At 56.4% G+C, this 23,292-nt stretch carries 2 protein-coding genes; both read right to left on the reverse strand.

The window, feature by feature from the left end; translation table 11 throughout:
- Positions 1–110 precede the first annotated feature (110 nt).
- On the reverse strand, positions 111–16,157 hold the full coding sequence (locus QMZ29_RS09895; protein ID WP_261427191.1) for a non-ribosomal peptide synthetase/type I polyketide synthase: 16,047 nt from the start codon (positions 16,155–16,157) through the stop codon (positions 111–113).
- Positions 16,157–23,287 (reverse strand): non-ribosomal peptide synthetase, encoded by a 7,131-nt coding sequence (locus QMZ29_RS09900; RefSeq protein ID WP_060433426.1) that lies wholly within the window; start codon positions 23,285–23,287, stop codon positions 16,157–16,159. The genes QMZ29_RS09895 and QMZ29_RS09900 overlap by 1 nt, the downstream gene beginning before the upstream one ends.
- Between the last annotated feature and the right edge of the window lie 5 nt (positions 23,288–23,292).

Below are 23,292 nucleotides of genomic sequence, written 5' to 3' on the forward strand. Positions count from 1 at the left end.
CGCCACCGCGGAGAACGGGAGCGGCGTAATCAAAATCAATACCGTAGCGGGATCAGCGGGATAGTTTATCCCGCTGATTTCCCCTCAGGTATAGCGAACACGCTGCGCCATCAAGCCAGCGTCCAATGCCCTAACCACGAAGTCATTTTTTCCGCCATCATTGCCGCGCCTTCTCCCGCGTTCATCGTCAGGTGGTTCCCCGGAATTACCTGCACCTCGAAGCGGCCCAACACCCAGGGATGCCAGAACTTGCTTTGATTTTCAGGAAAATCTGCAATCACCTCACGGTGAGAGAAAAACAGCACATCACTCATCAACGCATGCGGGTGGTAACGCTGCATCATCACGTTATGCCGTTGCCAGGTGCTCAAGTAACGAGGTAAGAACGCCGAGGAAAAGAGCGTTTCGGCCGCAGTTCCTTTGGTGATCTCAGATAAATAATGGATTTTATCCGCCATTTGGGTCATCGCCTTCCAGGCATCCCAATCAATGTCCAGTGACACCAGGCCAAATGAAAGCAGGTAGTCCAAAATCTGTTCATCCGTCATGGCCGCGGGCAGATTTCCCTGTCCTGGGGAATCAATCATCACTACCGGCAGAGACACATGTTTTCCCTCTTGGTACTGCCGCGCCATTTCAAACGCGATAATACCGCCGAACGAAGAACCGGCCAGGCAACATTCGCCTCGCTCAAGATGCGGCTTCAGCAAAGCCAGATACTCTCCCGCCAATTGTTCGATGCTCTCGAAGGCGCCCGAGCCATTCAGCAGAGGTGAACGTATGGCATAAATCGTTCTGCTGCTTCCCAAGCATTGAGCCAACTCCCGGTAGAAATAGATGTCGCCGCCGATGGGGTGGATCAACACAAGTGGCATCATCCCCTCATCCTCACCGTCGCGCAGCTTCACCAAACCGCTTTCGCCCTGAGGCTTCGCTGTCGCATGAGCCTCTAGCGATTGCGCTATTTGCACGACGCTCGGCTGTTCCATGGCCATAAGCTCAAGACGTATACCGGTCATTTTTTGCAAGCGGCCAATCAGTTGCAATGCGCTCAGCGAGTCGCCGCCCAGTTCGAAGAACCCGCGCTGTGGATCGACCGACTCACACCCCAGAACCTCGTTGAACAACATTGCCACCCGTTGTTGCATATCTCCTTGGTGCACGGCTGCCTCCGCCGGAACCGGGGCCGGCCGCGAATGAGCGGGTGAATTCATCACACCGAACCAATGCCGCTGAGGCGCGAAAGGATATGCCGGTAGACGCAAAGACGCTTGCCCCGTACACCGCCAGAAACGCTCCTGGTTGATTTCCACACCTGACATATGCAGCACGCCAACGGAACGCCACAGCATCTGCGCAGCCTGCCGCTCATCCGTAGCGTTGCGCGGTGAAGAAACGACAACGGCCGCATTCCCCAATGCCGGATGGCGCGACGCCAACGTACTCAGAATTTGACGCGGCCCTACTTCCAGCAATACCCAGTTGTCATCGGCACGGCGTTCAAGCAAGGTACGCAGGCCGGCGTCATATTGCACCGTATGCCGCAGGTGCTGCACCCAATATTCGGGCTGACAAACCTGTTCCGCCGTTGCCCACTGGCCGGTCAAATTGGAGATAAACGGTAACTGCGGCTCGTTGAAGGCAATTTCTTGCAGTGCGGCCTTAAACTCTGCCAACACAGGCTCCAATAAACGCGAATGGAACGCGTGCGAAACCTTAACCGGATGGCAAGATACCCCTTGGGCGATCAAGCTCGCCTGCAAAGAGGCGATTGCCGACGCCGCGCCGGAAATGACACAGCTTCCCGAATCATTAACGACGGCGATATCGACGCCCAACGCGGCAGCCTGTTCGCTTACGCCCTCCGCCGACTGTTTGATAGCCAGCATCGCCCCCGGTGCGGTGTGCGCCAATAGCGCACCGCGTTTGAGCATCAACTTGAGCGCATCCTCCAGTGAAAATACGCCGGCGATACATGCGGCAACATATTCGCCCAGGCTATGACCAATCATCACCGTCGGCTCAACACCGAGGAAGCGATACCACTGCGCCAACGCATATTCATACACAAACAGCGCCACTTGAGTGATTGCGGTGTGGTGTACGCTCTCCCCGTTCGCCAATACGTCTTCCCGCGTTATTTCACCGCCCATCATCGGCTCGAGCAATGCGAGGCAACGATCGACCTCCACTCGGAATTGCGGTTCGGCGTCATATAACGCCTGTGTCATGCCGACGAATTGTGCGCCCTGGCCCGGGAACATAAAGGCCACCTGCGCCTCGAACGCAGGTCGGGCCATCGTTTCGCCCTTCTCGCGCAACCGCGCGACGACCGCTTCCCGTGAATCTCCGGATACCCACCGTTGGCATGCATAGCGGTGTCGCTGCGCCATCAGGGCATAGCCAACCGCCTCCATCGAATGCTCAGGATGCGTTGCCAAATGATCGGCCAAAGCTTCACTCATCCGTTCGAGAGCTGCGTCATCCGCCGCAGAAACGCACAGCATATTGCGCTGAGCGGACTGAGGTGCGGTTGTCGGCGTGTTCGGCGCCTGCTGAAGGATAACGTGCGCGTTGGTGCCGCCAATGCCGAAAGCGCTGACGCCGGCGGTGCGGAGCCCTGTGGCGCTTTCCCAGTTGCGGGTTTCAACATTCACATAAAACGGCCCTTCAGCCAGTTTTAATGCCGGATTCTCACGCTGCATATGTAGCGTGGGAACTAACGTGCGATGCTGCAGGCACAACGCCGTTTTAATCAAGCCGGCGATGCCTGCCGCGACATCCAAATGCCCCAGGTTACTTTTCACCGAGCCGATTGCGCAGGCGTGTTCCGCCTGTTGTCCGGCGAAGGCCGCTTTCAACCCGGCAATTTCAATAGGGTCGCCCAATGGCGTGCCGGTGCCGTGCGCTTCGACATAGGAAATGTCCGCCGGCGTGACATCGGCATCGGCCAATGCCTTGGCAATCACCGCCTGTTGACGGCTCTCGCTTGGCGCAGTGAATCCCATTTTATCCCGCCCGTCATTATTTACGGCCGACCCTTTCACAACGGCATACACAGCATCACCGTCCGCCAGCGCTTGCGCCAAAGGTTTCAGCACGACAATACCTACCCCCTGTCCTTCAATGGTTCCCGCCGCTTGCGCATCAAACGGACGGCAGTGACCATCAGGTGAGAAGATCATCCCTGGCTGGTACAGGTAACCACCGCGCGCTAATTGACCAATGGAGATGCCGCCTGCCAATGCGACCTGACAGTCGCCCGCCTGCAAGGCGCGACAAGCCTGATGAACAGCGACCAGCGAGGATGAACAAGCCGTTTGGATCGTCATCGCCGGCCCGGTCAAATTCAACTTGTACGCCGTTTTTGTCGCCAGGAAGTGGGATTGGTTATGAATCATCAACTGGTAATGATCGATCAAATCAGCCTGAGGCATGTTCGGTAGAACAACGTCTCTTTCGTAGTTGCTGTTGCCGATGGCCGCATAGACGCCGATATCACCGGCAAAGCGCTGCGGATCGCAGTTCGCATCTTCCAAAGCATGCCAGGCGCATTCCAGGAAAATTCGCTGCTGCGGATCCATCAGACGCGCTTCCTGAGCCGTACAGCCGAAGAAATCGGCGTCAAAGCGATCGATATCGTCGAGCATCCCCTGGGCGCGAACATAATGCGGATGATCCAGCAGTGCGGAGTCAACTGATGCCGCCAGCGCCTCGCGCGAGTAATGCGTAATAAACGCCTCGCCATCGCATAACCGTTGCCAGAATGCCGCCAGCGTTTGCGCGCCTGGGAAACGGCCCGCCATCCCCACAATGGCGATATCGTCCCGGGCATTGATCGGTCCAGTCGTCGGTGCCGGCGCCGCTTCATGTTGGCGACCTTCGATATGCGCGGCAATGCGGGCTATGGTCGGCAGACGGAAGAGATCTATCAGACCGATTTTTTGCTGAACCTGGTCGGGTAACATGCCATAGAGCCGGGTCAACATGATGGAGTTCCCACCCAGTTCAAAGAACGAGGTATTGACGCCCACCGCCTCGCAACCGAGCAATTCTTGCCAGATAACCTGCAACTGCTTCACCAGCGGCGTAGCGATTTCGCTCTGCGCCGCTGGAGATGCCTCACCGGCGTCAACCGACGGCAACGCACGCACATCCAGTTTGCCGTTAGCGTTCAGCGGCAAGGCAGACAACGCAATCCAATAGGCAGGCACCATATAATCCGGCAGTTGTCGACCGACGTGTTCATTCAACTGCCCGGCGTTAATTTCGCCCTGCGCCACATAATAGGCAACCAACGCCTGACCGACGTTCCCATCCCCCGCCACTTGGCATATTTGCACGGTAACCTGCAAGATCGACTCGTGCTGCAATATAACCTGCTCAATCTCGCCCTTCTCAATACGATGGCCGTGCAACTTGACTTGCTGATCCTGCCGCCCAAGGAATGCTATTTCACGATTTGGCAAAATGCGTGCGCGATCGCCGCTGCGATACCATATCCCCTCAGCAAACGACAGTGAGACAAAGCGTGAGGCGGTCAGCTCAGGCTGGTTGTGATAACCCTCGGCCACGCCGCTGCCCCCGATATAGAGCTCGCCGATGGCCCCGACAGGCAAAGGTCTGCCGGCCGGGTCCAACACCAGACAACGTTCTCCCGGCAAAGGGCGGCCTATCGTTAAAACGCGATCCGTCGCGGCACGCCGATAATGTTTACCGGTTGACCAAATGCAGGTTTCCGTCGGACCGTAGACATTGACGAGCCCCGTGAAAACAGCCAGGGCCTTCTGCGCCAAATGCGGCTCAAGCTTTTCACCGCCGACCAGAAGTAAACATTCCTCGTCCCCCTGCAATACCGGTAGGACAATTTCCAGCATGCTGGGCGTTGACTGGATGAAATCGAACTTACGGCAATCCAGCCCAGTGACATGGTGAGTTCCCAAGGTAACGCAGCCGCCGCTCAATAACGGCAAACCGTATTCAAGACCGAAAATGTCGAAAACGGGGTTGGTCATGCTGTACGTTTTCAGCGCTTCCCTGCCCTGGAAGTACTGCTGCCAGAAACCTCGCAATGTGGCGAGCAGCGCCCCATGACCCACGCTAACCCCTTTGGGTTTACCCGTCGTGCCGGACGTGTAAAGTATGTAGGCGGTCTTCTCCGCCGCAGGTGTGAACGTCGGCATCGTGGCCTGTTTGCGCCACAGCGCTTCTCCCGCGGTGCCGAACAAGGGAATAGACGGAATACCGTACTCGGCCCCTTCATCCCCAGACATCGTCAATACGGCGATAGCCTGGCTGTCACGCAGAATGAAATCGATACGCTCCTGCGGATAGTCTTTGTCCAGCGGCACATAAGCTGCGCCCAGTCGTCCTATCGCCAACAAGGCCATGACCGTCAAGACTTTGCTGTGCAGTCGCAAGGCAATAGGGGCGTGCGGCGTCTTCTCAAGGCGGCCGGCGATGAGATTGGCGAGTTGCGTCACTTCTGCGTCAAGCTGGGCGTAGCTCCAGCTGCGCTCGCCGTCACTCAGCGCCGGAGCGTCTGACCGGCTGCATGCGTAGTGCGCCAACACCTGCGATAAGGTGGCGGCATTCCCCGGCGCAGGAAGCAACAAGGGTTGCTCCGGCTCACAATAAACCGGAGCTATCGCCACCGTCTCCGTACTCGCGTCTTTCGCCATGTGGCCGACGATGTCCTTTAACAGTGCCATCGCTTGCCGCATCATCGCCGCATCAAAGTACTCTGCCGCATATTCCAGCTTAATCAGCAGAACGTCCGGCTCCTCCTCCACGCTGACGACCAATGGATAATCCCTCTGCTCATTGCGACCGACGAATTGATGACGCAGTTCGCGGTGGCGGTCTTCATCAGGCTGCGGGTAATTTTCATAAATGAACAACGAGTCAAACAGGCGCTGGCCCGCAGGCTGCAGATGAGCCAGATCGACCAGGCATCGGGTATTGGCTTCATTAATATCTTGCTGCAACCGATGTGCCTGCTGAATCAGAGGCACATCGCTTTGATGCTCCACCTTCAACGGTAGCGTATTGAGGAACATGCCCAGCGTGTTTTCGATACCATTCAACGGCAGCATCCTTCCCGCCACCACGGTGCCCACCACGGTCACGGCAGCACCGGAGTAGAGTGCGAGCACCTTGTGCCAGGCGTATTGCAGCAAGGCGTTCAGGGTCATGCCTTGGCGCTGGGCAGCTTCGAGCGCGCACCGGCGCTCTTCGGCGCTCAGTTCACAGCGGCAAATCCCTGCAGCAGAGACGCTCTTAATGGCTGCTAACGCCGATGACTCCGCATCCGGACGGCGCCATCCGCTCAGATCCGGCGAGGTGTCGACCGAGCTCAGGTAGTCGCGCCAGAAATCCGTGTCCCTATCGCGATGCCGTTGAATGTAGCGCTGCACTGAAGCAAAGAGATCCGGTCTGTCCGCCGGCTCACGTCCGTGAGAAAACGCCAGGTAAGCGTCATGCAGCGCCCCCACCAGCAGCGGACTGCTCCAACCATCGAGGATGGCGTGATGTACACAGAACAGGCAAGCGAAGTGATCATCCGCCAGTTTGACCAGGCAGACACGGTACAGTCCGCTTTGTTGGAGATCGAAGCTGGCCTGCTGCTCACTTTCCTGCAGCCTGTGCAAGGCGTGTTCCCGCTCTTCAGGCGACAGATGGCTGATGTCATGGACGTGCCAAGGGAAGCGCCCTTCATGATCCACGACCTGCACGATTTCACCGCGCCAATCGAACCGCAACCGCAGGCAGGAGAACTGCTGTTGCACCCATTGCCACGCCCGCTTGAACGTCTCGGGCTCAATCGCACAGTGATAATCCCAGCGCGTAGCCACGCGATACACCCGATCGGCGTCGCCAAATGCCAGCGAATGGTGCAACATCCCTTGCTGCAGACTATTGGCCATGAAGACCGCATCAACCGCCTGCGCATGTTGCAGCCGATCCAGATGGGGTTGCGGGAGGGCGAAATCGACATCCGATTCGGTTAACCAACGCCAGGATGGCCAATTCATTGATACCAGGCCATCTTCCAACTCTCGAATAAGCCGCTGCGTCAACCAGGCCGCGTCATGCTCCCGCAGCCGGCTTTCGACCCGCAATTCAAGACGATCGCCAACGTTCAACACGACGATATCGATCAGATGCGTCCCTTCCTGGGAGGCATGGCGATGCAGCCCCACAAAGTGGTGATCCAGCGCCCAGTCTCCCGCCGCCTCCATCTTGCCCAGGTAGTTGATGCTGATGCCGTCCTCTTTCACCACGGGCAAACCACACAGGACACCGAAGTTTTCCGCCCGCTGCGACCAACGTCTCAGATTATTTTTCACCGCGAGCAAATGCTCCCTGGCATCGCGTTGATAGCTAAAGCGCACGGGATAACGACTGGTGAACCAGCCCATCGTCCTGGAGATATCCAGCGTTCGCTCATCCGCTTGCCGACCGTGCCCCTCAAACCATAGGCTAAAGGCGGTTTGTCCGGTCAAATCATGCAAAACGCGGCCAACCGCCCAGGCCACCATGTCCTGCGGCTGCATGCCGAACATGGCGAGGTGCTGCATCAAGCGACAGGATGGCCCTTCCCCCCACGCAAGGGCATGACGCGTCGTCGCGGTTCCGCCCAGCGCTTGCAACGCATGAACTTCGCTGCCCGGCAATTGCCCCAGCCACTCTTCACGTTCATGAGAGGTAATTTGCGCACGTTGCCGCAGATGGTTCACCCATTGGCGATAGCTGCTGGCCTTCTCCGGCAGCGTTTCCTCTTGGCTCAGGCGTCGTAAATCGTCGACGATCACCTGCAGACTGACCGCATCGACAATCAGGTGATGGCAAGCGACGAACACCCTGGCCTTGCCGTCCGCGTATCCTTCAAGAACGGCGAACGCGGCCAAAGGCCCGCTCTGCAGATCGAACGCCTGCTGCCAGTCGGCAAAACGCTGCAACAGCGCGGCGTCAAAATCCGGGTGGTCTTCCGGCAGCGACAATGCGCGAATGTCCAAAGCGTGGCATGGCGGCAGCGCAGCCTGCGGCTGGTAGCATTGACGCCATTCTCCCTGGGTATCTTTTTCGAAGCGCAGATTGAACGCGTCGTGCTGCGCCACGAGGCGCGGCAACAGGCATTGCAGACGGGCCATTGTCATGCCAGGCGCCACCAACAGCCCGTACTGGTTCCACTGCTGCGGATGCGGCAGATCATGTGCCAGGAACCATTGCTGGATGGGCAGCAGCGGAACTGCGCCGCTCAAGGCCCCCGTTTCGCGCTGCACGGTCTGGATGCCGCCAACGGTTTGACGGCCGAGCAGAGTGTCGTAGAACGATGCGATGGTGCGATACGTCAGCAACTCTTTCAGCGTGACATCCAGCTGCAATTCGCGCCTTAACCGCCCCGCCATTTGGATACTGGCGATACTGTCGATGCCCAACTGGAACAAATCCGCCTGGGTACTGAGTTCATCCGCCGGCACGTGCAGGATCTCGCCCCACAGCCGACACAGTTGATGTTCACGGTCGTCACGCGGCGGGCAATAAGTCGCCTGCTCTTCGGCTGCGGGTAGCGGCAAGGCGTTGCGATCCAGTTTGCCATTCGCCGTCAGCGGCAAGGCATCCAAAGCGATAAGATGCGCCGGTACCATATACTCCGGCAATTGTTCAGCCAGTCGCGAACGGAGCATTTTCTCGTCAGCGTTCGCTTCGCCGACGTAATAAGCCACCAGCATCGGTGCCGGCTGCGCCATCACCAGCGCCACGGCCTGGTGGATCCCGCCGCATTGCAGAAGCCGGCTTTCAATCTCCCCGAGCTCAATGCGATGCCCGCGCAGCTTGACCTGGAAGTCGTTGCGCCCCAGGAATTCGACATAACCTGCCGCATGCCAGCGCCCTAAATCGCCCGTCTTGTAGAGGCGTCCGTGACGAGGGTGCGAAATGAAACGCTCCGCCGTGAGCTGTGGATTTCGCCAATAATTTAATGCCACCCCCATCCCGCCAAGATAGAGCTCACCGGTCACGCCAACCGGACACATCTGTCCCTGCGGATCCAAAACATAAAGCGCCTGATGAGGCATCGCGGTGCCATAAGGGATGGAGCGCCAGGCCGGATCGATCGCCTCTATCGGGTACCAAACGGACCAAATGCTGCCCTCAGTCGCCCCGCCCAGGCTGATGCAGTCAGCGTGCGGCCAAAGTGTGCGCAACGTCTCCGGCAGATTCAGCGGGATCCAATCACCGCTCATTAAAAATGCGCGCAGCCTTGGCAGTGAGCATCCCTGCCGTGCCACGGTATCGGCCAGCAGCCCGGCAAGCTGTGGAACGCTGTTCCAGACGGTGACTTCACGCTCAGCAAGCAGCGGCAACCACCGCTCCGGATCTTTTACGCTCTCTTGAGCCGGTAAGACGATCTCCGCACCGACGCTAAGCGCGCCGAAGATGTCATAGACGGAGAGATCGAAGCTCAATTCAGACAGCGCGAACAGGGCATCTTCAGCGGTCAGCGAGAGGCGTCGATTTACCGCTTGCAGCGTATTCACTGCGCCACGGTGATCGATGGTGACCCCTTTTGGCCGCCCGGTGGAACCGGAAGTGAAAATGACATAGGCCACATCGGCGGCGCTGACGTGCGGCAAGCCGAAACACGGTGGCAAAGCGGTCGCCTCATCCAGCATATCCTCGATGACCAGCAGTTGATAACCCGCTTCGCTCAGTGTCCGGATATCCACACGCGCCGACTGTGCCCGGGTCAGCCAAAGCTGTTCTACACCGGCCTGTTGTAAAATATCGGCGATGCGCCCCGCCGGCCACTCGACATGCAACGGTAGATAGCCCTTGCCGGCCTTCATGATCGCCAGACAGGCACAGACCTGGGCGTAGCTTTTTTCCGCCAATACGGCAATCAGCGGCGCAGATGAGCCCATCCCCTGCTGCGCCAACGCATCGCTGTCTTGTTTCAATTGGCCATAGGTCATGCCGATCGCCGCTTCCCCGTCATACACCGCGATCGTTTCTCGATGCCGTGCTTGCGTCGCCAACAGATCGAACGCGCTGAACAGGGTTTCTTCACTGAGAGGCTGAGTGACGGTATTTGCCCGCTGCATCATTTCTCTTTGCGCTTCAGGCAAATAGTTTTCGCATCCCACCGGCGTTTCCCAAGGCTGCTGCGCTAATAGCGAGATCAGACGGCAATAGGCGCGATTCAAATGCGCAATGGTTTCTTCATCAAACAGCTGTTCGACATAAAGCCACTTGCTCATAAAGCGGCCATCGACTTCAATAGCCTGCAGGTCGATCCAAGCCTGAGAGGTTTGCGCACACCAATATCGCTGCTCGCGCGCCTCGCTGTCTTCCAGATACGCCTGTTTATCCCAATCGCCGGTTTGTTGCCCTACGACGCCAGTGAAGACCAACGGCGACACCGCCGAATGGCGATCCAGGCCGTGCAGTTTCACCAGATCGCGCTGCACATCCAACCCACTGTACAACGCATGCTGAATGTCGTCCCACATGCGCTTATGCGTCGTCTCGATGGTGGTGAACAGATCCTCGCCGGCATCGCGAAAGTGGAACAGGTTGGTCGAGGTAAAATCACCTAAAATGTCGTTTACGTCCTCGCAAACCGCGTAGCGATTGAACAGCGTCATGGTAATGAGAAACTCGCTGTTGCCGGAATATCGCGCGATGAGGTAGCCATAGAGGCTCAGCAATACCGACGAGTATGAGACCTGATAATGCTGCGCTTGCCGTTTGAAATCCTGCCAAATTTGTTTGTCTATATATAGCGTATGCTCTGCAAAGCGCGGGTGTTCAACCGTGGCCGACGGTACCTTGAGCGGTAAGTTTGGCCGCAGCGGCATATCGGCCAGCTTGTCCTGCCAATAAGCGCAATCTCGTTGATACCAACGGGAGGCCTTCAGATGGGCCAGATGCTCCTGGTAGTCTTTGAAGTTCACGGTTGCCAGCGGCGGCAAGACATTTCCCCGATACAGCGCATTAAGCAGTTGATACAGCGCCAGACGGCTTTGCACATCCAGCAAAATCAGATCGAGACTGATATGCAGCACGTCGCGATCGCGCAGCCGGCTGATTTCAAAAGTGAACAACGGGAAACGGTCGACCTGATAGACCTGATGGGACAGACGCTTGCGCACGCGCGCCAGCGCGGTAGCCTCATCGTCGAGGCGCAGGTCATTCACCGCCAAGGCATAATGGCCGGCCTGCGACACCGAAATGAAGCGCTGAGTCATGCTTTCCGCGTCATACACGGTGCGCAGCACCGGACAGAGGGCGATCAATCGGTTAATCGCCAGCTCCAGACGTTCGTCATCAAGGCGCGGATACACGAACTCGTTGTAGATGTGGTTGGCGACGTTGCCGATCTCATAGTTTTCAAAGCGCCCAACCAGATAGGCTTTCTGAATCTCGGTCATGGCAAAGCAGTCGCCGTTTTCGGCACCGCCCTGCAGAGGTAAATGCTGTAAGTCGCGTTCATCCGCAACATTGATGAAATCGCCAAGGCCGTATTGGGTTCTTCCCTGCCGTTCACAGCACGCTATCAGCGTGTCTATAGCCGCCTCCCAGGCCTCCAGCAACTGTTGATTTTGCTCACCGGACAGACCGCTGACGACTTCGAGCTGCAACCGACCTTGCTCTATGTAGCTAAAGAGCGTAATACCGAAAGGCAAGCCGTTGTCAGGATGGCGCGTCTCACCGACCGGCGACATGACCAGCGCCCAATCCTTTTCATCCGGCGAAGTCAGCTGTCCCAGGTAGTTGAAACAAACATTGGGCAGCGGCAACCCTAGCTCACGGGCAAACGCGCCAAATCCTACGCCTTGATGAGGCACGCCGCGCAGTTGCGCTTTGGCCGCCTGCAAACGCATTGCCGGATCGGGAGAGGATGAGAGCGCACAGGGATAAAGTGATGTGAACCACCCGACGCAACGATGAACGTCCAGAGTAGCATCAATCTCTTCGCGTCCGTGCCCTTCAACGGTGACATGGGTCAGCTTTCCGTTAAACCAGTGAGCGAGCATGCCGTCTGCACACGCCAGCAAACATTCGTCGACTTTCGCATTGAAGGCACGTAAACCCTCGGTTTGCAGCGCCTGCGTCACTTTTATTGATAACGCGAGGCGGCTGCATGCCATCGTAGCGCCGCGCGCAGCCGGCAACGCAACGGGGCGGTAGTCCGCCATCCTGGCCCGCCAGTAAGACGCCTCTTCCGCGTGATTGGCACAATATTGCTCGAAGTGCTCAGTCCACTGACGATAACTCGTTCCCTTATCTCCAAGGCTTTCACCGTGGTAGGCGTTCGCCAGATCGCGGGCCAGAATGCCCCAGCTGACGCTATCGAGCACCAAATGGTGGCAAGCGCAGAAAATACGGGCTCGCCCCTCGTCGAACCCCGTGACATAACCAAAACGATAAAGCGGCCCGTCGGCCAGATCGATATCGCTTTGCCATTCGGTCAGCACGGCGGACAGGGCCTCTTGCCATTGCGGTGCCGAGCGTTCGACATGATGACACCGCAGTTCGATGGCGTCCGTCATCGGTTGATAGCCTTGGCGCCAATGCGACGAATCCTCAGACGTAAACGTCAGGCGTAGCGCATCGTGATGTTGAATCAATGCGTGCAGCGCTTCGCGCAGGCGTTCGACGTCCAGCGCCGGCACATCCAGCAGAAACGCCTGGTTCCAATAACTCGGATAAGGGAATGCGCAGTCAAAGAACCAGCGTTGGACAGGCAGCAGCGGCAACTCGCCAACCAATACGCCCTGCTCCCGTTTGCCTTCAATCATCACCTGCTGCTGATGCTGAGCGAGACGTAAATGGAGTGCATGCACGGTTTTGCTGGCGAACACGTCTTTCACCCGGATCGATACGCCCATCGCCTGGCGCAATTTGCTCACCAGCTTGATCGCCATGATGCTGTCCAGCCCCAACTGATACAGGTTAGCCTCACAGCTGAAATGCGCTTCATCGATCCCCATCATTTCCGCAACAATGGCGGCGATCTGCGCTTCCCTCTCCGACTGCGGTGCGACACGTTCCTGTACGACCGGCAGAGACGGTTCAGGAAGCGCACGCCGATCCAGTTTGCCATTCACCGTGACGGGCCATTCTTTCAACCAGATAAAGGTCTCCGGCACCATGTACTCGGGCAAGGCGGCGGCAAGAAAGTGTTGTAGCGTCGCCTCCGGCAACGGTGCCTGCGCCGTGTAATAGGCCACGAGGCGGGGATGGGGCTGTTGATAAACCAGCGCTACCGCCTGGCGCACCAAGTCAAACGCTTCGAGACGCTGGGCGATTTCACCCAACTCAATGCGATATCCGCGTATTTTCACCTGAAAATCATTGCGGCCAACATAAACGATTTGCCCATCATTCCGCTGATACACCAAATCACCGGTTTTATACAAACAGGCATAGTCATCCGCCCGCTCATCCCATTCGGTGCAATACGGATTGACGATGAATTTCTCCGCCGTCAGCGCCGCTTTATTCAGATAGCCGCGCGCCAGTCCGACGCCGGAAAGGTAGAGTTCACCCACCGCACCGGGCGGCAAAAGCCGCTGCCCTTTGTCCAGGACCAACACTTTCATGTTATCAATCGGCCGCCCGATCAGGACATTATCTATATCCGGATCGTTACAGTCGAAATACAGCACATCGATGGAGGCTTCGGTTGGCCCATAAAGATTGTGCAGGGCGATATGAGGCAAACACTGCTTAATCCCTTTGACCTGGGTCAGTTTGAGCTCTTCACCGCTGCAGAACACGTAGCGCAAGCTCGGCAAGCTGACGTTTCGATCGCGTTGAATGCCCTGTAATGTCTCGGTAAAAGCCGCCAGCATGGATGGCACAAAATGCAGTACGGTGATGGTTTCGCGCTCGATCAGCTCAATCAGATAATCCGCGTCCTTGTGGCCATCCGGATCGGCAAAAACGATGTTGGCGCCGTAAAGAGAGGCCCAAATCAGTTCCCATACGGAGACGTCAAAAATGTACGGCGTTTTTTGTAACACCCGATCGGCTGCCGTCAGCGGATAGGATTTATTCATCCATTGGATACGGTTGATCAAACCGCGGTGCGTGCACATCACGCCCTTGGGCTGCCCTGTGGTCCCGGAGGTATAGATGACATAGGCCAGATCGTTCGGTGATATCTGACGCGCCATGTTTTCATCGCTCAACAACTCAAGCTCGTGGCGCAGCGATTCATCATCCAACACCACCAGCCGCCGCCCTGGCGCCGCCACCCGGTGTCGGTAGGCCTGATGGCAGATAATTACGTCGGCCCGGCTATCCTGTAGAATGTAATCGAGACGATCGTCGGGGAATGCCGGGTCGACAGGCAAATAGGCGGCCCCCAATTTCAGGATCGCCCAAATACCGACCAACAGCTCGACGCTGCGATCCAGACACAGCGCAACGCAGGCGCCATGCCCCACCCCACGTGACGATAAGGCGGCCGCCAACTGATTGGCTTGTAGATTCAACTGGCGATACGTCAATTGCCGATGCCGATCCGCACAGGCGATATTGTCCGGCGTCAGCGCTACCTGCGCTTCCAATAAAGACGCGATATGCTCATCTTCTGAATAATCGCAGCGCGTGTCATTCCATTCAGACAGCACCTGCCGACGCTGGGCTGGCGTGATTAAATCGATTTGTTCAAGCGGCGTCTCCCAGGATTGCCGATCAAACTGGCCCAGCGCATAAACTAACGCCTCGAGAATATTGCGAACGTAGTCCTCTTCGTAACGATTCTCCGCCGCGGTTAACGTGAAATCGATTTGACCGTCTCGTTGAGCGGCAAATAAGGACATGCCAAACTTTTCCGCCAGATCGGGATAAGACTCCAGACGATATTCCACGCCGGGGACGGCGATATCGCCGTTTTCAAAGTTATGGAAGGTAAATAGCAGCTGAACCAGTTCATTGATGCGCACCGCGCCACCGTCGATCTCCGGCGCCAAGTGCCCAATGTTCACCCACGGATGTTCCTGCAACTGCAAAATATCGTGCTGAATGCTTTTGACATTGCTCAACACGCTTTGGTCTGCGCGCAATGCGGCGATAACCGGCAGGGTGCTGATAAACGGCCCAATGGCTCGGCTGAACGCCTCGGGGCGATTCATCACTGTCAGTCCAATAGGGAAATCGCTGTCCTGGCCGCTAAAGGTCCGTAATACATGGGCGAACGTCGTAAACAACAGAGAATAGAGCGTCAGTCCCCGTTCGCCGCATGCCTGCGTCAAACGCTCGACAACCTCCGACGTCAATCCTGCCTGCACGGCAAAGGCACGATTCTCCACGCCAGAGAGATGGCGCTGTCGCAATGCCGGCGGTTCCGCCTGATTCAAACGGGCGGCCAACGATGTTCTGAACGCCTGAACATCATCTTGCCGCACCCGCCACTGTTGATATGCGGAGTAATCCAGGTACCCCGCTTCAGGCTGCGCCGATACAGACGGTGTGGCGTACGCACTCAACAGTTGATGAGCAAAATGCTGGACGGAAGGGGCATCAGACAGCATATGATGGTGAACGCACGCCAAAACGGCCTCTTGCGTCTCAGCCCGCACCAGCAGCACAAAGCGCGCAAACTGCCCTTCCGGCATAGGGAAGATTTGTTGTGCCAACGCCCGTTTCTTACTTTCCAGCTCGGACCAGGAAATCCTTTCTACTTCCAGTGCAAACTGCTCAGGCGCCAGAAAAACGCGCTTCATATCGCTATCAATCGACTGACGCAACAGGGGCTGATGCCGTAAAAAGGTTTGCAGCGCGTTTCGCAACCGCGCGATATCCACCTGCGGCAATCCAATGAACAACGGTACCGTATAGGTATACGGCAAGCCGTCGATGTCGCTTTGCAGATACATGCCTTGCTGAATTGAGTCCAGCGCAAGTGGCCAGCTACTTGGCGGTAGCCTCAGAAAAGACGTTTCCTTCGCGGATTGTTCGCTGGTCACGCCATTGTCCTGTAACAGCGCCAACAATTCGTCTTTGCGTGCCGCCACTTCAGCCTTCAGATCGGCATCAAAGCCGATATCCTTGTCGACAGAAAAACCCAACCGATCGTCCGCTTTAGCCCACAATAAAATGTTATTTTTTTTCAGGTTGTTCAATAAATCCGTCAACATCATTACAGCGCCCCTTCTTCTCTGCCGTTGCCACAAGGTTGCCCGGCGACCCACGCCGCCATTTCCTGAATCGTATTGTTGTTGTAGAGGTCTTCCAGACGCATCTCGGTTCCCGTCGCGAGGTTGATCTTGCGTACCAGTCGCATAGCCAGAAGCGAATTCCCCCCTTGAGTGAAGAAGCTTTGGTCACAACCGATTCGCTCTTCACGCTTGTCCAGAAGCTCCGCCCAAAGTCGGCGCATCCGTATCTCATCATCGCTGCGCGGAGCCAGACATTCGCTGTGCTTGACGACTTTCGGCAAGCGTGATGTATCGACCTTACCGTTGTTAGACAAGGGGATTTCCGGGATCAAAGTAACGTGCTGCGGCAACATATAGTCCGGCAAACGACGCGCCAAATGCCGTCTGATCGCCTGGGTCATCGAGACAGTGAGCGCAGGAACGTCAAAGACCGGTTCATCCTCGGCCCGCGCATACCCTATCGCCATGCTGCACAACGTGTCCTCGGCCGGCGTGACGCCAAGAATGCAGCCGCCAATTCGCCGCTGGGCGGCGAGCGCGCCAAATCGCTGCATCATCCAGCCACTGGCCTGATAATGGCACGCGTTCTTAGCGCCATGGACCTGCAACAACACCTGAGACGACTGCAACACCCCGTACACGTCTGATGATTCGGCCAGCACGGAGGTCTCACCGAGGCAATAGTGTCGCCCTGACGCGCGAGCGACATAGGTTCCCCCCTCGTTTTCCATCACGCTGAAATCGACGCTGACTTGCGGTGGTGAAGTGACGGCGCAAACGCCGAGGTGGATCCGACACGCTAATGCCCCCTCGTCAGGTGAAACGGCGTCAGCGGGCTTGACGTAATAAGCGACGCCCAAAGACTGGAGATGCTCAGTCAGCAAGGCCAACATGTGGCCGACTTCTATCTGCGCCAAAGCGAATGCGCGCTCGGCATATAACGCGGTGATGGTTTCCCACCGAACCACCAAGTCCAGATAAGGCCCGGTGTGTTCTCCCGACGCTTCTGCCTGGTACAAATGCTGTTCCAGCGGATGGTAGTAGTAATAACCCGCGGCATATTCTCCCATCGCCGCCGGGAGCCCGAGATACACTTGCACCGCATAGAGGCTGCTGGCCGAAGGATAGCGATATTTTGGCAACGCGCGCTGCGGCGAACGGAAAGCGGCGCATACGGCCAACAGCCCGGCCAAAGACGCAGGCGGCAGCGCGCTTCCCTCTTGCGCCATCTGTTGCGTCAACCACCCCGGCAGCGCTTCGTACAGACTGCTGATGGTTTCGGCGGATAACGCCTCCGCGGTAAACTGGCGAGTGCTCTTGCGGGCACGGTAAACCGCTTCATCCAACGGATAGGGTATCGCTCGCGAAGGTTGCAGATCTTGACGTAACGCCGGCAGCGAAAGCACGAATGCGTCGCGGTTAGCAAAATAGAGCGGCACCGGCTGTTGCGCCTCGGGAACAACGTAAGCCATGAGGTCACCCTCGCTGAGCCGCACGATCGTCTGCCGGATCCCAGGTAATTGGCTCAAGTTATTCTCGATATCCTCCAGCTCCACGCGATAACCGTTAAGCTTGACCTGGGCATCTCTTCGGCCGAGGAACTCGATATAGCCTTCCGCCGACCAGCGACCCAGATCGCCGGTTTTGTACAGGCGTCCATAGGTTGGATGATAAATGAAGCGTTCTCGAGTCAGCGTTTCAGCCTGCCAATATCCCTGAGCAACGCCGAGCCCACCGATATGTATTTCTCCGGTTACGCCGAAAGGACAAGCACTCCCCCACTCATCCAGCACCCACATCTGTTGATTCGGCATGGCGACGCCATAAGGAATGCTTTTCCACCTCGCGTCTACCCGATCGATTTCATGCCAAATGGACCAGATGCTGCCCTCCGTCGCGCCCCCCAGGCTCACCATCTTGCTGTCTGGCGATTGGGTTTTCAGGCGATGAGGCAAATTGAGCGGCAACCAATCGCCGCTCAACAGGAACAGCCGTAACCGGGTTAGCGCCTGCGTCGCAGGTTCGACTTCGTCAACCAGCAGGCCCGCTAATTGCGGCACCGAGTTCCAGAGGGTCACGTCATGTCGGCGCAGCGCGGCCACCCAAGCTTGCGGCACTTTGGTCTCACGCTGGGAAGGGATCACCACACCGCCCCCCACGGCCAACAAGCCAAACAGATCGTAAACGGACAGATCAAAGCTCAGCTCGGACAGCGCCAGTATCCGGTCTTCCCGACCGACCGACCAACGTTGGTTAACAGCCAGGATGGTATTGACCGCCCCCTGGTGATCGATCGCTACCCCTTTCGGTTTACCGGTAGAGCCAGAGGTAAAAATAATGTAGGCCAGATCGTCAGCCCTGACGATCGGCCAGGCAACCTCCGTCGACGCACGTTCCTGCGCCGGCGCCACTATCTCGTCGAACACCAAAATCGTGATATCCGAAGGCAACGCCGACAGCTCATGTGCCAGGTCATGACGCTGCTGAGCAGAGAGCAGCAAGATATCGCACCGGGCTTGCTGCAGAATGTCGCGTATGCGCTCCCATGGCCATTCGATGTGCAACGGCAGATAAGCGCCGCCGCTTCTCATGATCCCAAGGGTTGAGACGGCCTGCGCATACCCTTTCTCCAGCAGAATAGCGGTAATACGTCCCTTTTCGCCCTTGGTATGCCGCAATAGCGCACGCCCCAGCGTGTTGCTGTCCTGTTCCAGCCTGGCGTAGGTAAAGTGGCGTTCGCCTTCGGTTTCGATCACCGCAATGCGCTCGGCCGTTTGCGGCGTTTCCAGACTGGAAAGGAACAACCCGTGCAGCGTTTGCTCCGACACCGTACTTTGCGTGGCATTCCAGCGCATGACCGCTTCCGCATGTTCCGCCGGCAGTTCAGGCTGCGGGAATGACATGGTTTCCCAATCGTGTTCTGCCACCCATCGAATCAGAGAACAATAGCCTTCGTGCATGGCCTTGATGGTTTTCTCATCAAACAATTGTTCGACATAATCCCACTCGGCAACGAACCCTTCATCGTTTTCGTAGGCTTTATGGTCGAGCCACACCTGAGACGTTTGGGAGATTGCGTATTGAACGCCGCGATATCCTTCATTAAGCGGCAATTCAAACATGCTCGCTTTATTGTTCATGCCAAGCACGCTGGTCAGCACCACCGGCGCGATAACCGTATTGGCGGGCAGATTCCGCCGCTGTTTCAACAAACGCTGTACGTCAATGCCGTCAAATAAATTATTATCGACGTCATTAAGCAAGGTGCGGTGGATAGCCGATAGCTGTTCGCTCATCGCAACGCCATTTTGACGTTGGTAATTGAACAGGCTTAAAACGGTAAAATCGCCAATAATTTGCTCGACCTGAGAATGTAACGGCAAACGGTTGAACAGCGTTAAATTAAGGCAAAGGCTCTCTTGACCAGACCAATAACATAACGTTCTGCTGTAGAGCTCAAGGATCAGAGCGGTCGGACTAATATTGAAGCGCTGGCATTTGTCGACGATCTTTTGCCAACTCGACATGGGTATCGTCGCAGACAAACGCCGGAAGCTCGGCTTATCGATCCTGGCGGGATGCGCGGCCAGCGGCAATCCGACCTCCAGCGTATAATCATCGATTTTCTGCAGCCAATATTGCTGCGCCCGCTCAAATAATGCGCTGCCGCGCAGGCGCTCGTACTGCAGCTGATAATCGCGGTAGCTGATATCCAGCGGCGGCAGCGCCAGATTTTCGTCGTGATATAACGCAATCCACTCGCCGAATAATATTTCAAAACTGGTCATGTCAATGATAATGGCATCAAAGCTGACATGCAGAAGGTATTTCCCTTGATACTCGCTCAGGAAAATATCGAACAGCGGATAACAATCCGGTTTGTAAACCTTGTGCGAGTACTCGGCGCGCAAAGCCAATAGCTCGTCTTCATTTCTCAGGGGGTGGTAGCCTATTTTGTAATGCGCTGCCGCACTTAAAAATCGCTGTTCTCCCTCTTCAAATACGGTGCGCAACGCAGGATGGCGTGCAATAAGTTGATTATAGGCACGCTCCAATTTTTCGTGATCAATATGGTCGAAAACAAATTCATTATAAATATGGGTAGAGACCTCGCTGAGATCGAAACTTTTCATTCGTCCCAGATAATAAGATTGCTGAACATTATTCAGCGGGAAAGGATGGTACAGATGGGTCTCATCACATTGTGCAATCTGGTAGTCTTGGTAAAGAAAACTGCCGCGCCCGGCGGCCACCAATGGCGTTAACCTGGCCACATTTTTTCTTTCGAAAATATCTTTAACTTTCAGATCGCACTGAAGCGTACCGTTTATGCGATTTACCAAGCGAATGGCCGACAGGCTGTTGCCTCCCAAAGCAAAAAAGTCGTCGGTAATGCCGATTCGTCCGCTTTCGCTCCCCAATACATCCTGGAATAGCTGGCACAGGCATCGCTGGAACTCGTTTCCCGGCGCTACGTAATGCGCTTTATCTTGCGCTTGTACCTGCGGCAAGGCTTTACGATCCACTTTGCCATTCATATTCAAGGGGATCTCAGGCAGGTACATATAAGCGCTGGGGAGCATGTAGTCCGGAAGCAGCGTCACCAGATAATCCTGCAGTTGCTGGCGTGCCACCGGCGATTTGGCCTGATAATAGGCAACCAGGAACGCCTGTTGTTCTTCCTTGGCCGGCTGTAAATTTACAACAACCTGCTGCATCCCGGGGTAGGTTCGCAAAACCGACTCTATTTCACCCAGTTCGATCCGATGTCCCCGCAATTTTATCTGGTTATCCCATCGGCTGAGGTATTCAAATCTGCCGTCGGGCAAACAACGCACGCGATCGCCCGTCTTGTACATGATGCGACCGAACCAGGCTGACGGCGTGCTGGAACATATGTTCGGCAAAAAGCTTGCTTGCGTCTGACGCGCATTGCCGTAGTAACCGCGCGCAACGCCCAACCCCGAAATATACATTTCCCCGATCACGCCGGGAGGAAGTAAACGCCGCCGTTCGTCCAAGATAAAGCACTGGGTATTCGCCAGCGGGCGCCCAATGGTGACGCTATCAACCCCAGGCAACAGTTCATCCGCGGTAGACCAAACCGTCGTTTCGGTTGGCCCATACACATTCCACGCACGCTCGGTGTTTTCTGACAACCAACGCGCCACCGCATGCGGCACCGCTTCCCCACCGCACAATGCCCGAACGGGTAGCGTTGTCTCGGCATATTGCTGCGCGACCTGATGCCAAAAAGAAGGCGTCCCCTGCATCAGGCTCACGGAATGACTCGCGATAAAGTGCGGCAAGTCATTATTCGCCAACAACGTCTTCTGGTCGGTTAATACCACCGTGGCGCCAAACATGAGCGGCATAAATATTTCCAGAGTTGAAATATCAAATGCCAACGTCGTGATCGCCAGAAAACGATCCTGATGCGTCACAGACATGCGTCGAGAAATATCGCTGGCGATATTCACAAAGCTGCGATGTTCTACGGCAACCCCTTTAGGCTTACCTGTCGTTCCCGAGGTGTAAATAATATAGGCCAATGCTGAAGCCTCAGCCTGGGAGGGGAATTCGTTGCAACCGTCGGCCCCAGCGAAAGGAGAAGCGGCATATTCACGCCAATCCAAATAACTCAGCCCTTGCGGCAGGCTGCCAGCTGACTGAGCATGCGCACCGATGATTAACGCCGGCTGGGCATCGGCCAAAATAGAATAGGTCCTCACTACGGGCGCATTTTTGTCGATCGGAACATAGGCGCATCCCAGCTTAAGCACGGCCATCAGGCATACTGCCAACTCCGCCTCACGCGGCATCATCAAGGCAATTTTGTCGCCTGCCGCTACCCCATATTGCCGTTGCAGATAGTCGGCCAGGCGACTGGCCTGTTGCTGCAGCATTCGATAACTGAGCGTTTCATTTTTCGTTATCACTGCAGGGTGATCGTTAAGCGCCCTTGCCTGTTGTTCAAACATCCCGACGATAGTCTGTCTCGGATATTCACATTGCGTGGCATTAATTTTCGCATAATAACGTTGGTAGCTATTTTCAGACACGCCGGTCAACGCATCTATATCCCCTTCATTACGCATGAATGTGGCGAGCGCCGCCATAAACTCATCGATATTTGCGGCTACAACGTCGAAAAAGGGGTTTTCGCCGTAAAATTGCAAACTGAGCGTACAGCGCGTGCTGTTCCATACGATCCTGATCGGGGCCGCTGCCGCGTCGACATCCCCCTCATCCATGATGACATCTACACCAACCACAGATAAAAAACGGCCGTCATGATGGGATTCGTAGAATGGGTTCGCCGGGTCCCCCTGCAGTACCCGCACTAACCAAGGAGAGAGCTCGGCGTATGTTTCCGTTCCGTTGAGTAACCGTAATACTTTGCTGCTGCGTTGCCTATCTTGCAATTGCAGAGCATAAAGCCCAGGCCGCCGTGCGTTGAGCAGAAACTGCAACTGGAAAGCCAACAGCAAAGCCTGTTGCGGCTGCGCAACGCCATCGATGGTCCGTTGAACCACTGCAGCATCGTTAACGGCAGACACTTCATCCCTCAGGTTGAAGCAGCCATAACGCGGTTCATCGTTTTCCAGCGCTCGCTGCTCTTGCTGTACCCTCTGCTGGGCAACCAGCCAATCCGTAACTCGGTTTGGCCCTTCAGGCAGAGCAATATCCAGATCTTTCGCCTCACGGCTGAGCATGACCACGCCATCGATGAACAACTCGCCCAACACCGTCTGCGACAACGCTCGGCGGGCTTCCCGCCACGGCAGCTCACGCTCAGCTAACGCCCTGATATTCCCGTCTTCTTCAGCATGAATCTGGAACAACACATTTTGTCGATCGGCGAAAACGGCTAACCGGATGATGGGGCCTCTCACCGAGGCGCTTTCTTCGAGACAGAGCTCATAGTCGATACGCTGATCGCCAACGTCGGAATAGCAAAAGAGGTTGTGCTGCGAACCTGTCCAGCGCGTTCGCTCAGCGTCGCTCAGACCGATTAAGTAGACAAAGTGGCCGGCATCCAGCAAGTAACGGACAATATGGCTGCGCAACGGTTCTACGGTGTGGTTGACAAGAATGTTCAGAATCTTCATGGATA

The sequence above is a fragment of the Serratia sp. PF-27 genome (genome assembly GCF_030053255.1).
In the GTDB taxonomy this organism is placed as follows: domain Bacteria; phylum Pseudomonadota; class Gammaproteobacteria; order Enterobacterales; family Enterobacteriaceae; genus Serratia; species Serratia bockelmannii.